This is a genomic window from Streptacidiphilus alkalitolerans, assembly GCF_042511045.1.
Classification (GTDB): domain Bacteria; phylum Actinomycetota; class Actinomycetes; order Streptomycetales; family Streptomycetaceae; genus Streptacidiphilus; species Streptacidiphilus alkalitolerans.
On record NZ_JBHEZX010000021.1, the window covers coordinates 32,348 to 45,010 of the forward strand.

General features: G+C 71.5%; 13 protein-coding genes. 9 read left to right on the plus strand and 4 right to left on the minus strand.

The features are described 5' to 3' along the window. The first annotated feature begins 51 nt into the window (after nt 1–51). Entirely contained in the window at nt 52–813 is a 762-nt protein-coding gene (locus tag ACEZDG_RS32890) for a DUF1206 domain-containing protein (RefSeq protein WP_380517016.1), read from the plus strand. 49 nt (nt 814–862) lie between these two features. Here ACEZDG_RS32890 and ACEZDG_RS32895 read toward each other — a convergent pair whose 3' ends face one another. Then, nucleotides 863–2,380 (minus strand): MFS transporter, encoded by a 1,518-nt coding sequence (locus ACEZDG_RS32895; protein WP_380517018.1) that lies wholly within the window; start codon nt 2,378–2,380, stop codon nt 863–865. A 99-nt stretch (nt 2,381–2,479) separates the two neighbouring features. Here ACEZDG_RS32895 and ACEZDG_RS32900 point away from each other — a divergent pair, with 99 nt between their 5' ends. Next, nucleotides 2,480–3,037 carry a MarR family winged helix-turn-helix transcriptional regulator gene (locus ACEZDG_RS32900; protein ID WP_380517021.1) on the plus strand — a complete coding sequence of 186 codons (558 nt, stop codon included), beginning with the start codon at nt 2,480–2,482 and terminating at the stop codon, nt 3,035–3,037. Here the strand turns inward: ACEZDG_RS32900 and ACEZDG_RS32905 are convergent. After that, complete coding sequence (locus ACEZDG_RS32905; protein WP_380517024.1) at nt 3,021–3,860, minus strand: aldo/keto reductase; 840 nt, start codon at nt 3,858–3,860, stop codon at nt 3,021–3,023. The genes ACEZDG_RS32900 and ACEZDG_RS32905 overlap by 17 nt on opposite strands. Before the next feature lie 444 nt (nt 3,861–4,304). Between ACEZDG_RS32905 and ACEZDG_RS32910 the strand changes: the two genes are divergently transcribed. From ACEZDG_RS32910 to ACEZDG_RS32925, 4 genes are all read left to right on the plus strand, one after another. Continuing rightward, nucleotides 4,305–5,363, plus strand: a complete 1,059-nt coding sequence (locus ACEZDG_RS32910; protein WP_380517027.1) for a beta-ketoacyl-ACP synthase 3 — start codon at nt 4,305–4,307, stop codon at nt 5,361–5,363. A gap of 32 nt (nt 5,364–5,395) precedes the next feature. Further along, on the plus strand, nt 5,396–5,647 hold the full coding sequence (locus ACEZDG_RS32915; RefSeq protein WP_380517030.1) for an acyl carrier protein: 252 nt from the start codon (nt 5,396–5,398) through the stop codon (nt 5,645–5,647). 86 nt (nt 5,648–5,733) lie between these two features. Then, nucleotides 5,734–7,569 (plus strand): ThiF family adenylyltransferase, encoded by a 1,836-nt coding sequence (locus ACEZDG_RS32920; protein WP_380517033.1) that lies wholly within the window; start codon nt 5,734–5,736, stop codon nt 7,567–7,569. Then, entirely contained in the window at nt 7,566–8,669 is a 1,104-nt protein-coding gene (locus tag ACEZDG_RS32925) for a 3-oxoacyl-ACP synthase III family protein (RefSeq protein WP_380517035.1), read from the plus strand. Before ACEZDG_RS32920 ends, ACEZDG_RS32925 begins: the two co-directional genes overlap by 4 nt. On the opposite strand, the gene ACEZDG_RS32930 is transcribed toward ACEZDG_RS32925, so the two are convergent. Continuing rightward, a complete protein-coding gene (locus ACEZDG_RS32930) occupies nt 8,643–9,698 on the minus strand; it encodes an ArsR/SmtB family transcription factor (RefSeq protein ID WP_380517036.1) in 1,056 nt (351 codons plus the stop codon). The two genes, ACEZDG_RS32925 and ACEZDG_RS32930, sit on opposite strands and share 27 nt — an antisense overlap. A 257-nt stretch (nt 9,699–9,955) precedes the next feature. Between ACEZDG_RS32930 and ACEZDG_RS32935 the strand changes: the two genes are divergently transcribed. The 3 genes from ACEZDG_RS32935 (at nt 9,956) to ACEZDG_RS32945 (ending at nt 11,779) form a co-directional block, all read left to right on the plus strand. After that, nucleotides 9,956–11,128, plus strand: coding sequence for an MFS transporter (locus ACEZDG_RS32935; RefSeq protein WP_380517246.1), 1,173 nt, complete (start codon nt 9,956–9,958; stop codon nt 11,126–11,128). Between the two features lie 82 nt (nt 11,129–11,210). Further along, nucleotides 11,211–11,369, plus strand: coding sequence for a hydrophobic protein (locus tag ACEZDG_RS32940; RefSeq protein WP_380517038.1), 159 nt, complete (start codon nt 11,211–11,213; stop codon nt 11,367–11,369). A 146-nt stretch (nt 11,370–11,515) separates the two neighbouring features. Continuing rightward, nucleotides 11,516–11,779: a hypothetical protein gene (locus ACEZDG_RS32945; protein WP_380517041.1), complete on the plus strand. Its 264-nt coding sequence runs from the start codon at nt 11,516–11,518 to the stop codon at nt 11,777–11,779. Between the two features lie 61 nt (nt 11,780–11,840). Here the strand turns inward: ACEZDG_RS32945 and ACEZDG_RS32950 are convergent, their stop codons facing one another. Beyond that, nucleotides 11,841–12,593 (minus strand): DUF998 domain-containing protein, encoded by a 753-nt coding sequence (locus ACEZDG_RS32950; RefSeq protein WP_380517042.1) that lies wholly within the window; start codon nt 12,591–12,593, stop codon nt 11,841–11,843. Between the last annotated feature and the right edge of the window lie 70 nt (nt 12,594–12,663).

The following is a 12,663-nucleotide window of genomic DNA, read 5'->3' on the forward strand; positions in this document are numbered from 1 at the left end:
GGGGGTCGCTCGGAATCGTCCTCGGTTCCCCGGCCCAGCGAGAAGGGTGCGGTGCGGACCGCGGGCCGGGCGGGCTTTGTGGCGCGCGGGGTGGTCTACGTCCTGATCGGTGTCCTCGCCATCGAGATCGCGTTCGGCAAGGGCGGGGCGGAGGCGGACCGCCAGGGGGCCCTGCGCCAGGTCGCGGCCCAGCCCTTCGGCCTGGTGATGCTGTGGATCCTGGTGGTCGGCTTCGCCTGCATGACCCTGTGGCGCGCTTCGCTCGCGGTGTTCGGCGAGGGCGGACAGAAGAAGACCGGCAGTCGCATACTCAGCGCGGGGCGCGCGGTGTTCTACGCCTCGGTGTGCTGGGGGACCGCCGCCTACGCGGCCGGCAGCGGGGGTCAGTCGGGCAGCAACGCCAAGTCGCAGGACTGGACCGCCTCGGCGCTCAAACTGCCCGGCGGCCAGGTGCTGGTGGCGATCGCGGGCGTCGTGCTGTGCGGGGTCGGGGTGGGCGTCGCGGTCAGCGCGATCCGGCGGAAGTTCCTCAAGAAGCTGGACACCGCCGCGATGAGCGCGCGGGCCCGCAAGGTCGTCACCGCCCTGGGCATCGGCGGCAACACCGCCCGGGGCACCGTCTTCGCCGGAGCCGGGGTCTTCGTCGTGATCGCCGCCATCCGCTTCGACCCCGACCAGGCCAAGGGCATGGACGCCACGCTGCGCAGCTTCGCCCACACCCCGGCCGGCCCCTGGCTGCTCGTCCTGATCGCCCTGGGCCTGCTGCTCTTCGGCGCCTTCTCCTTCGCCTCCGCCCGCTGGCGCAAGCTCTGACGCTCCAACGCGGCGGCGGCACCGTACCGCACCTCGCCACCACGAGGCGTCAAACCCCCGGTCGGGGAGCGGTCGTCGCGCACGGCTCCCGGTCCGGGGGAGTGAGGCCGTGCTGCTCCTGCTCGGGGCGGCCTCTCCCGGGGAGCAGGAAGGTGATCGCGAGGAACACCAGCAGCAGACACGCCTGGACGATGAGCGCGCGGTGGAAGCCGCCGGTGAAGTCACCGGTCCTGGCCCGGGCGAAGAACACCGATCCGAAGGCTGCGACGCCGATGGAGCCGCCGACCGCCTGCACTGCCGACAGGACGCCGGAAGCGGATCCGATCTCGTCGTCGCCGACCGCGGCCAGGACGAAGCTGAACAGGGCGGCGATCACCAGGCCGGCGCCGATGCCCGCCACCGCCACGCCGGGAGCGATGTCCCAGAGGGAGACCGAGCCGGCATCGAGGCCGTTGAGTTCGAACCACAGCAGGGCCGCGCCGGCCAGCTGGACCACCGGTCCGACCTGGAGCACCTTGCGGCCGATCCGGTCCGCGAGGAACGCGCCGCTGACCGCGCCGCCGATCGCTGTCCCCACGGCGAGGGGCAGGTTGCCCAGCCCTGCGTCACCGGCGGTGAAGTGTCGGCCGATCTGGAGGAACAGGGTCAGAACGAGCTGAGTGCCGATCAGGCCGCCGAAGAACAGGGCGATGCCGGCGAGTCCGAGGGTGAAGGCCGGCTTGCGCAGCAGTCCCGGCTTCACCAGCGGCTCGCGGCCCGCGGCGTCCGTTCGGCGCTGCTGGAGGGCGAACAGGGCGAAACCGATCACCGAGGCAGCCATGGACAGCCAGGTCCACAGCGGCCAGCCGGCCTGCTGGCCCTGATTGAGCGGCAGCACCAGCAGCGCGCAGGACGCCGCCACCAGGGCGGCACCTGTGCGGTCGACCCGCACCGTGCGGTCGCCCGCCTTCTCGGGCACGAACGTCGCGGCGACGAGCAGCGCCGCTATTCCGATCGGCAGGTTGACCAGGAACACCGACCGCCAGCCCAGACCGAAGAAGTCGCCCTCGATGAGGAAGCCGCCCAGGACCGGGCCGATGATGCCGCCCAGGCCGAGGACCGGTCCGAAGACCGCGAAGACCTTGGTGAGCTCGGGGCCGGAGAAGTTCTCCCGCAGCAGGCCCAGGCCCTGGGGCAGCAGCATCGCTCCGGCGGCGCCCTGCAGCAGGCGGAACGCGATCAGCACCTCGATGGTCGGCGCGGTCGCGCACAGCAGGGAGCTCGCGGTGAAGGCCACCAGGCCGATCAGGAACATTCGGCGCCGACCGTAGCGGTCGCCCAGCCGCCCGCCCAGCACCAGACCTGCGCCCAGGGTGAGGGCGTAGCCGCCGATCACCCATTGCAGGCCGACGGAGCCGGCTCCGAGGGACTTCCCCAGGTCCGGCCCGGCGACGTTGACGATCGAGGCGTCCAGGAGATCCATGATCTCCGCGACGAGCATCACGGCCAGGATCAGCCATCGCCACCGGTACGGCTCGGTCGTCCCGCCGACGGCGGGGGACAGGTCATACACGTCAAATACCTCCATGGTGAAGTAATTCCACCATGAAGGTAAAATGAGGGCGGTAGATTGTCAAAGCAGTGGTTGGGCGGACTGTGCGGCGGGCGAGAGGGACGGAGGGTCGGTATGGAGGAAGCCGTGCGCGACGGTGTCGCGGAGCAGCGGGAGCGGCTGATGGAGTCGCTGAGGATCTACGGAGGCCACTACGCCGAGCTCAGTCGGCGCTTCGCCGCCTGGCTGGGACTGCACTCCACCGACGCGACCGCGGTCCTGGAGATCGCCGCCGCCGAGGAGCGGGGCACCCCCCTGTCGCCGGCGCGGCTGAGCGAACGGATCTCCCTGTCCACGGGTGCCACCACCGCGCTGCTGAACCGTCTCGAGGCGGTGGGGCACATCAGCCGCGCCCGCGAGCACTCCGACCGGCGGATCGTCACGCTGCGCAGCGGCGGGCACATCCAGGAACGGGCGGACGAGTTCTTCGGCCCGCTGGCCCACCGCCTCGATGCCGCGATGTCGCACTACCCGCCCCAGTTCCTGGAGCAGGTCGAGGCGTTCATGTCCGACCTGAACATCACCGTGGCCGGCCATCTGGCCGATCAGGACGCGGTGGCACCGAAGCCGGCACCCCGCTGCGGCCTCGCCGTGCCTGCGGGGCCGCAGGCCAGGCTCAGGGTACGTAGTTGAACGTGTCGGGGTCGGGACCGGTCCGCTCGTCCCGGTTGAGCCCGCCGATCGAGAGCATGTCGTCGCTGCTGAGCTCGAAGTCGAAGAGTGCGAAGTTCTCCTCGACCCGGGCCCGGGTGACCGACTTGGGGAAGACGATGTCGCCGCGCTGCAGGTGCCAGCGCAGGGTGACCTGGGCGGTGGAGCGGCCCAGGCGCTTGGCGATCCTGGTGATCACCGGGTCGTCCAGGACCTTGCCCTGGGCGATCGGGGACCAGGCCTCGGTGGCGATGCCGTGCTCGGCGTCGAAGGCGCGCAGCTCGTCCTGGGTGAGGTAGGGGTGTGCCTCGATCTGGTTCACCGCCGGGGTGACCGTGGTCTGCTGCAGCAGCCGGCGCAGGTGGTGCGGCTGGAAGTTGGAGACGCCGATGGCCTTGGCCCGGCCGGAGCCGTAGATCTCCTCCAGCGCCTTCCAGGTCTCCACGAAGTCCCCGACGGCGGGCAGCGGCCAGTGGATCAGGAACAGGTCGAGGTAGTCCAGGCCCAGGTCCTGGAGGCTCCGGTCGAACGCCTTCAGGGCGTCGTCGTGGGCGTGGAAACCGTTGTTGAGCTTGCTGGTGACGAAGACGTCCGAACGGTCGAGGCCGGACTCGCGCACTGCTTGGCCGACCTCCTTCTCATTGCCGTACATCTGCGCGGTGTCGATGTGCCGGTAGCCGACCTCCAGCGCGGCCAGGGTGGCGGCGACGGTGTCGGCCGGCTTGATCTGGAAGACGCCGAATCCCAGCTGGGGGATCTCGACGCCGTTGTTGAGGGTGACGGTGGGAACTGTGGAAGCGGTCATTTCTCTCCGCTACCCACGGACGCGCGGAACAATCGGGTCGAATGGGTACAGATATCCCGTTCCGCTCCCTGCCCCGGCGCCCCCTCCCTGGGCCGGGTCGGGGCTCCCTATCGGCGCCGGGCAGCCCGGGGCGGTCGACGTCTCGCGCCGGCAGGCCGGCCACCTGCCGGGTCCGCGTCCGGCCGTCGCCGACGTGTCCTGCTACGGCGCGCTGGGGCGGCTGGGCTGAACGCCCCCGAGGCCGTCCGTTCACCCATGGGGGTGATCATGGGATTTCGCGGCAGCTGTGGGGTTCTCTGGTCGCCGTCGCTCTGATCTGCGCAAACCTCTTCAACTGCCTGGTGTGGACGCGGTTTCCCGGCGCCCGTTCGATGTGATTCAAGATCCTTCTTTGCCTACAGTCATGCCCGTTCCCTTCGGGCTTGATCTTGGCGAGGTGTACGAGTGTCGACCGAACTCGGCTCCGCGACAGCGGTGTTGGCTGGGCTGGGCGGATGGGTGCCGCCGCGGGTGGTGGCCAACGGGGAGTTACCCGCCTCCTGGGGCGTCGACGACGCCTGGGTGCGGCGGCGCACCGGTATCGCCACCCGGCACTGGGTGGACGCCGGGACCTCCACCGGGGACGTGGCCGAGCAGGCCGCGCGGCGGGCGATGGCGAACGTTCGCACGCCCCGGGTGGACGCGGTCATCGTGGCCACCTCGAGCCCGGACCGCCCGATGCCTGCCATGGCGCCGCAGCTCGCGGCCCGGCTGGGGCTGGACGCGGTGGCGGCCTGGGACGTCTCGGCGGCGTGCAGCGGGTTCGTCTACGGGCTGGCCAACGCCGCGGGGCTGATCTGCGCCGGCATTGCCGAAACGGTCCTGCTGGTGGCCGCCGAGGTGTACTCCACACTGATCGACCCCGAGGACCGCAGTGCGGGGGCGGTGTTCGCCGACGGGGCCGGGGCCGTGGTGCTGCGCCGTGGCCTGGCCGGGGAGCCCGGCAGTGTGCTGGGTTTCGACCTCGGCAGCGACGGGACCGGCCACCGCCTGATCGAGGTGCCCGGCGGCGGAGCGTTGGAGCGGGCCGCTCCGGAGCGCTACGGACCGGCCGACCGCTACTTCCGGATGCAGGGCCGCGAAGTCTTCCAGCACGCCGTGACCCGGATGACCGCGTCCTCGCGCCTGCTGCTGAAGAACGTCGGCTGGACCGCGGGCGACGTGGACCGGCTGGTCGCGCACCAGGCCAACGCCCGCATCCTGAGCGCCGTGGGCGGACGCCTGGAGATCCCCGCCGACCGGTGCGTGAGCCATATCGGGAGTGTCGGCAACACCGGGGCCGCCTCCATCCCGCTCGCACTGGCCGACGCCGCGGCCCACCAGGACCTGCGATCCGGGCACAAGGTGCTGCTCACCGCCTTCGGAGCCGGACTCACCTGGGGCTCCGCCGCAGTGCTGTGGCCCGAACTGGCCCCTGTCCTGCCGGTGCACGACACCGGCGCACCCGCCGTCCGTTCACTGTGAACGGTCGTTTCCACCTCCGAGAGGGCTCTGCCATGTCTCCTGTCCACGCCGCCCTGCACCGGGCACTGACCGCCACGTTCGAGGTCCCGGAATCCCGTGTCGTGCCCGACGCCAGCCTGGAGAGCCTGGGTCTGGACTCGCTCTCGCTGGCCGAGCTTGCCCTGGTCCTCCAGGAGGAACTCGGCTTCCAGGTCGAGGAGCACGAGACCGCCGGGGACGCGACGGTCGGCGAGCTCACCCTGGCGCTCGACGCCAAGCGCGCGGCGTCGGCAGCGGCCCGATGAGCGCCGGCAGCGGTGCGATGACGCACACCGGCCCGAACCCGGGTCCGACGGATGCCGCGGGTGCCACGGTCGAGCCGGCTGAACCCGTGTCAACTGACGGCACCTGGTTCGTCTCCGCGCTCCACATCGCCCAGGCCTCGCCGGCCGACGACACGTCAGTGCAGGAGATCCGGGAGCTGAGGGCCCGCATCCTGTACGACCGCGGGCGCAGGCCCGACTTCCGTACAGCCAGCGGTGTGTATACGGATGACCAGGATCTGGACTTCGGCGCCTGGCACTTCTTCGCCGCGCGCCGGTCGGGGGACTGCCCCCTGGGGTACGTGCGGCTCTCGACGCCGCAGACGAGCGAACTGTTCCAGAGCAGGGCCTACCTGGGGTCGGAACGCTTCGAGGAGGCGTTGCGCGAGCACGGTCTGAGCGCTGCGGAAACGTTTGAGCACAGTCGTCTCGTCGTCGAGCACCATGCCCGCAAGCTGGGCCTGGGAGTGCACCTGAACGCGGTCGCCATCGCGGCCGCACGGTACCTGGGCGGCAAGGCGATGATCGGGACCTCCGGCACGGCCGACGGCCAGGACCTGTTCCACGAGCGCTTCGGGTTCCGCCCCGTCCCGGGAACACGCCGCTATGTCGCGCAGTACACGGAGGACGTGGTCGCCATGCTCTACCGGGCGGCGGACCCGGCCGGGGAGTACAGCGCGCTGGTGGAACACCTGCAGGAGCGGTTCCCCTCCTTCGTCACCTCGGCCGAGCAGGTGCGGACCGGTGCCGCGCGCACGACGCGCGGGAGCGGGGCACCGCTGCTTGTCGCCCGGACCGGCGAGGTGCGCCCCGAAGGGGCCGACTGCTGGCAACCGGTGCTGTTCGACCTCGGGTGCGAGCAGGACGCGCGGGACTTCGCGGCGCTGCTGGGATCGGGACAGGTCCGCGAGGTGCTGGACACCATCGAGGACCAGCTGGAGGAGCTCGTCACCAGCCGGGACCCGGGGCTGCGGCGCTCCGCGGAGGCCGTCGAGCAGGCCGTCGCGGAGCAGCTGGCCGGAGGCGGACCGCAGGAGTACGGGGCCTGGGTCTGGTACCCGTGGTCGGGCCGGGTCGTGCACCTGCTGCCCCGTGAGGAGTTCCGCCTGGTGCGCACCGATCGCAACCGCGGCCGGATCGAGCGTCCGCAGCAGCGGCGGCTGCTGGAGCGCCGGGTCGGCATCATCGGCCTGTCGGTCGGCAGCAGCGCGGCTCTGACGTTCGCCATGGAAGGTATCGCCGGGGCGTTCAAACTGGCCGATTTCGACACCCTCAGTGTCTCCAACCTGAACCGGCTCCGGGCCGGGGTCCACCACCTGGGGCTGAACAAGTGCGTGATCGCCGCCCGGCAGATGGCGGAGATTGACCCCTGGCTGGACATCGAGATCTACCGCGGCGGGCTGACCGACGACCTGATGGAGGAGTTCTTCACCGGCGGCGCGGGGCCGATCGACCTCCTGGTCGAGGAGTGCGACACCCCCTACGTGAAGTTCGCCGCCCGCGAGCGCGCCCGCGCACTGCGCATCCCGGTGGTCATGGACGCCAACGACCGGGGCCTGCTGGACGTCGAGCGCTTCGACCTCGAACCCGACCGTCCGCTCCTGCACGGGCTCCTCGGCCGGACCACCGCACGCGACCTGGCCGACCTCACCCACCAGGAGACGGTGGACACCATCCTGGCCATGGTCGGCCGGGACACGATCAGCCCCGCGATGGCCGCCGCCATCCCCAGGATCGGCGCCAGCCTCAGCAGTTGGCCCCAGCTGGCCTCCGGAGTCGCCCTGGGCGGCGCACTCACCGCGGAGGCCGCCCGCCGCATCCTGCTCGGGCTGCCCCGGCCCTCGGGCCGGTTCTACGCCGACCTCGAAGCCCTCACCTCAGCCGACCGGAGCACCCTGGCATGACCGCAGTCGCCCACGAGCAGGCCGCCGCCTCCCACACCGGCGACGGCCTGGCTGTGCCCTTCGCGATCACCGGCACCGGCCTCCACCTCCCGCCCGAGGTGGTGACGAACGAAGAACTTACCCGAACCACCCACCGGAGCGGTGACTGGATCACCGCACGCACCGGCATCCGCGAACGCCGCCGGCTCGCACCCGACCTGGCCACCTCCGACATGTGCGTCTCCGCGGCCCGTCCCGCCATGGAGGCGGCCGGTGTCCGTCCGTCCGACCTGGACGCCGTCGTCGTGGCCAGCTACACGCAGGACCAGCCCATGCCCTCCACCTCACTGATCGTCAAGGACGCCCTGGGCGCGAACCGGGCCATTGCCCTGGACGTGGCGAACGCCGCCTGCGCCTCCGGCGTCCACGCGGTGCTGCTGGCCGCCCACCTCCTGCAGAATCGTTCCATCACCACCGTCCTGGTCATCGGCGCCGACTGCGCCTCGCGGATCATCCGGCCCGGGGACCGCACCGCCGGTGTGTTCTTCGGCGACGCGGCAGCCGCCGCCGTCCTGACCCGCTCCCGGACGCCGGGGGCCGGGCTGCTCTCCTACGACATCGGCTCCTGGCTCTCCCACGCCGTACAGATCCCCGCGGGCGGCTCCCGGTTCCCCACCAGCCCGGAAACCCTCGCCGCCGGAAGTCACTACGTCAGCATGGACGGCCCCGCCGTCTGGGACACCGCGACCACCCGCCTGCCCGAGAGCATCACCAACGCCACCCGCCACGCCGGTCTCACGCCGCAGGACGTCGACCACTTCTTCCTCCACCAGGCCAACATCAACATCCTGGACGCGGCCCGCCACCGCCTCGGCATCACCGCCGAACGGGTCCCGATCACCCTGGACCGGCTCGGCAACACTGGCGCGGCCGGCCTCTTCACGGCCCTGCACCAGCGGGCCTCGGCCGGCGAACTGAGCCCGGGGGACATCTACGTCATGTCCGCCATCGGCGCCGGATTCCACTGGGGCACCCTGTGTCTGCGCCAAGGCGCTCCGAGCGCCGCCTCAGGTGCCGCCGGCGAGCACATCACGTCATTGCCCCCGGGACCGCAGCCCTAGGGTCACCGCAGGGCGATCCCGTCGTGGTCCACCCGCTGGGATGCTGACGCACTCCGTCGTCAGGGCGTCGCCGAGGGGGGTTCGGCGGTAGAGGACCGAGGGCCCGGTGCGCGTGCGGTCCAGGAGTCCGGCGTGGCGCAGGATGGTGAGGTGGTCGCCCACCGCGCCCGGGGCGAGGCCGAGGCTGCGGGCGAGTTGGGTGGTGCTGGCGGGGGTGGCGAGTTCCAGCAACAGGCGGGCGCGGGATCGTCCCAGCAGGGCCGTGAGGCGTTGGGCCGCGGCCTGGGTGCCGCCGGAGTCGAGCAGGGCGGCGGTTCCGCGGGCCGGGTAGACGACTGTCTTGGGCCAGGGCGGTTCGTGCTGGGCTGCGCCGCGTGGTCCGACGAAGACGGAGGGGATCAGCAGCAGGCCATCGCCGTGCAGCTGCACCGGCTCGGACTCTCCGGGTACGCCGGCGAGTTCGAGGCCGCCTCGGCGCCAGGCGCTGCCCGGCTGGAGGCCATCGACCGCGGCGGCCCAGCCGTCGGTGCCGAACACGGCGAGCCGGTACTGGATGTCGCGTTCGCAGACCGCGCGTACCCGCGGCCAGTGGGGGGCGAGCAGTTCGTGCCAGGCGTGGTCGAGCGCGTCGGCGAGCAGGGGCACCGCCTGGTCGGTGTCCAGCACGGCGAGGATGCGCGGGTCGCGCACCGGGTGGGCCGCGGTCAGCGCGTTGATCTCGTGGCGGGCGACGGTGGCGGGGGTGGCGCGGATACCGGCCAGGTCCTGGGCCCAGGTCTGGGTCGGGCCGCTGGGCGGCGGAACGGTGAAGTCCACGCCCATGCCGGGAACGTGCAGGGCGAGTACGGCGTCCAGCGCGGTGGTGCGGCGCAGCCGCTGGAAGCGGTCCCTCATCGGTGGTGCCCAGGCCGTTGGCAGGGTGCTTTCTCCGTAGGCCAGGGCGCGCAGCAGGCAGCACAGGTCGAACGCAGGGGAGATCGCGAACCGGCTGCGGGCCAGGTCGTCCGCGGCCACCTCGAATCGGAGCATGCCGCGAGGTTACGCCCCCGGCGAGCCCCGGGGCCTTACGTCCCTGGACGTAGAAGTGGGGCTCGGGGCCGGTGCGGCCCCAAGCTGCGTGCATGACCGATTCCACACCGGACAGCGGTACCGGAGCCGAGGCCGAGGCTGGCACCGAGGCTGACGCCGAAGCCGGGGTCCGCCGCCGGGGCCGCATCGACGCCGACCCCGTGATACGCCGTCGGGTCCGGTACGGCGAGGTCCTCGGCGAGCCCCGGTTCCGGGTGATGTTCGTCAGCCACACCCTCTTCGTTGTCGCCGAGTCGCTGCGCGTCACGACCTTCTCCGTCCTGGTCTACGCCGCGACCGGGTCACCGCTGTGGTCCGCGGTCGCGTTCGCGGCCGGCTTCCTGCCCCATCTGCCCGGCTCGATGCTGCTCGGGTCGCTGGCGGACCGGCTGCCGCCGCGCGCTCTGCTGGCGGGCGGCTACCTGCTGGGCGCCTCAGGGGCGCTGCTGATCGCACTGGTCCACCTTCCGGTGGGCACCGGTCTGCTGGTGGTCGTGGTGGTGGCCCTGCCCGGCCCGGTGTTCAACGGCGCCTCGGGCCGTCTGGTGGCGCAGTTCCTTGAGGGCGACGCCTATGTGCTGGGCCGTTCGCTGAACAACATCGCGGGCTCCGCCGCCCAGCTGGCGGGCCTGGCCCTGGGCGGGACGACCGTGGCGGTGCTGGGCACGCGTCAGGCGCTGGTGGCAGCAGCGGTCCTCTACCTCTCAGCTGCCGCCGTCGTCCGGCTCGGACTGCCACGGCTGCCAGCGCCGCCCGTGGCACCCGCCGACACCGCTGTGGTCAGGGCCAGCCTCGCGGGGAACCTGCGGCTCCTCCGGCTGCGGCCGGTACGACTCCTGCTGCTGGCCCAGTGGCTTCCGTCCTCCTTCACCGGGGGAGCCGAGGGACTGATCGTCGCCTACGCCGGCCAGCGCCACTTCCCGGCCGGGACCTACGCCGTGCTGATGGCCGCACTGCCGGTGGGCATGCTGGCGGGCGACCTGGTGGTGGGCAGGCTGCTGGCCCCGCGCACACGGGAACAGCTGGTGCTGCCGCTGATCACCCTGATGGGACTGGCCGTCCTGGGCTTCGCGCTGGAACCCGGGAGGGCCCCGGCGACGGTACTGCTGCTGCTGGCCGGCTGCGGCTTTGCCTACCAACTCGGCCTGCAGCGACCGTTCCTGGAGTCACTGCCGCCGGAGCTGCACGGTCAGGCCTTCGGCCTGCTCGGCTCGGGCATCATGACGTTGCAGGGTGTGGCCCCGGTCGTACTGGCCGCGACGGCCACGGCCGCAGGCCTCTCCACCGGTACGGCGATGGGTCTGACAGGGGCGCTCACTCTGGCTGCCGCCGTCTGGATCGCCACGTGCCGTCCGCGACCGACGTCCGCCGCCACCACAGCCGGACGCTAGCCGCTGTATGCGAAGTGGCGCACAACTCTTTGGAATGCTCCGCCGTTTCGGGGGCATCCGCTGGTCAAGGAGGATGATGACAATGGGTGCTTTGCTTCTGGTTCTGCTGCTGGCCCTGATCCTGGGCGGCGCGGGCTTCGCGGTTCATATTCTGTGGTGGATCGCCATCATCGTGCTGGTGGTGTGGGCGCTGGGCTTCGTGTTCCGGGGCTCGGGCAGCGGCCGCTGGTACCGATGGTGACCGGCTGACGGATTCTCACCAGGGGGCGGCACCGAAAGGTGCCGCCCCCTTTGCCGTGCTCGATCGCGGACAGGCGCGGCGGTGTGGACGTGAGTGGAGTGGAGTGGCGGGGCATACCTTCCGGTGGTCCCGGGCAGGCGAGCCGTATGAACATCGAACTCTCCACCGCTTACCCGCACGAGCAGGCTGATGCCCTGCGGCAGGTCCAGGAAGCCGTCGTCGAGCACGCGCGCACCAGGCGGGCCCTTGATGCTGCCCTCGCGGCTGCGACTGCCGCGGGCGTGCCGGCCGAGGCCCTGCACGAGGTCGGTCAGTGCGAACCCGGACACGGGCGGCACGCGGGCGAAGGCGAGGTGGGCGCGTCGGTGCAGTTCGAGGCGTTTGCGCACGCCGAGGACGCTGAGATCTGACCTCGCTCGGCGTCCCCCTGCAAGCCGGCGCCGACGGGCAATCGGGCACATCGGTGCGCGGTCAGCTGCGGAGGCCGCTGGACCCGTTGGACTCCTCTGCGCCCCTGGGCGCGGTGGTGCGCAGGACGATCCGGGCGAGCGTGATGATCGCCACCGCACCGGCCAGGGCGATCAGCCGTTCGAACATTCCGCTCAGTCCGATGGACTGGGTCGCGCCGTCCAGGACGAACAGGACGATCATCGCGATCGTGGCCCTGCGCGTTGCCCGGGTGTAGTCGGACCATCCGGGGACGCGCTTGGTGGCCGATGCCAGGCAGAAGCCTGCAGCTATGAGCGCGACCACGCCCAGGGTGCTCAGGACCGTGTCCAGGGCCCCGCCGAAGGTCGCCGTCTGGAGGTCGGATGTGCAGCCCCGGGCGGCGATCGGGCAGCCTTCGCGCTCGAAGGGGCTGAGCAGGTCGCCGAGGCCGAAGATCGAAAGAGCCAGCAGCAGCACCGCTGCTTTCGCCGGCGTCCCGCCCTGCCGCAGCCGGGGCCAGAGCGAAGCGCGTGCGAACACCACCAGGGCGAGCCCGCTCAGGGTGAACACGATGATCAGGAACCAGGCGCCGGGTGCGCCGTCGGCGTACATGTCGCTGATCGTCTGACTGAAAACGTTGTAGCGCGGGCCCTGCCAGGCCGCAGCCAGTAGCCAGCTCGCAGTGAAGACAATGTGCGTGAGCAGAACCGCCCAGGCCCACCGGCGCACGTGCGGACTCGGCTCGGCCACCGCATCGCGAGCTGTCGGCGCGCTTACTGATGTCGTGCGGTCCATCGCATTTCTCCCGTTCGCCCTCGGTCGACGCAAGCCTGTGCGCGCCGACTGCCCAGAGGCTATGAGCGGG

Coding starts and splice junctions, on each gene's coding strand:
- ACEZDG_RS32895 (WP_380517018.1), bottom strand. CDS start 2,380: ATGGAGGTATTTGACGTGTATGACCTGTCCCCCGCCGTCGGCGGGACG.
- ACEZDG_RS32900 (WP_380517021.1), top strand. CDS start 2,480: ATGGAGGAAGCCGTGCGCGACGGTGTCGCGGAGCAGCGGGAGCGGCTG.
- ACEZDG_RS32905 (WP_380517024.1), bottom strand. CDS start 3,860: ATGACCGCTTCCACAGTTCCCACCGTCACCCTCAACAACGGCGTCGAG.
- ACEZDG_RS32915 (WP_380517030.1), top strand. CDS start 5,396: ATGTCTCCTGTCCACGCCGCCCTGCACCGGGCACTGACCGCCACGTTC.
- ACEZDG_RS32925 (WP_380517035.1), top strand. CDS start 7,566: ATGACCGCAGTCGCCCACGAGCAGGCCGCCGCCTCCCACACCGGCGAC.
- ACEZDG_RS32930 (WP_380517036.1), bottom strand. CDS start 9,698: ATGCTCCGATTCGAGGTGGCCGCGGACGACCTGGCCCGCAGCCGGTTC.
- ACEZDG_RS32935 (WP_380517246.1), top strand. CDS start 9,956: ATGTTCGTCAGCCACACCCTCTTCGTTGTCGCCGAGTCGCTGCGCGTC.
- ACEZDG_RS32940 (WP_380517038.1), top strand. CDS start 11,211: ATGGGTGCTTTGCTTCTGGTTCTGCTGCTGGCCCTGATCCTGGGCGGC.
- ACEZDG_RS32945 (WP_380517041.1), top strand. CDS start 11,516: ATGAACATCGAACTCTCCACCGCTTACCCGCACGAGCAGGCTGATGCC.
- ACEZDG_RS32950 (WP_380517042.1), bottom strand. CDS start 12,593: ATGGACCGCACGACATCAGTAAGCGCGCCGACAGCTCGCGATGCGGTG.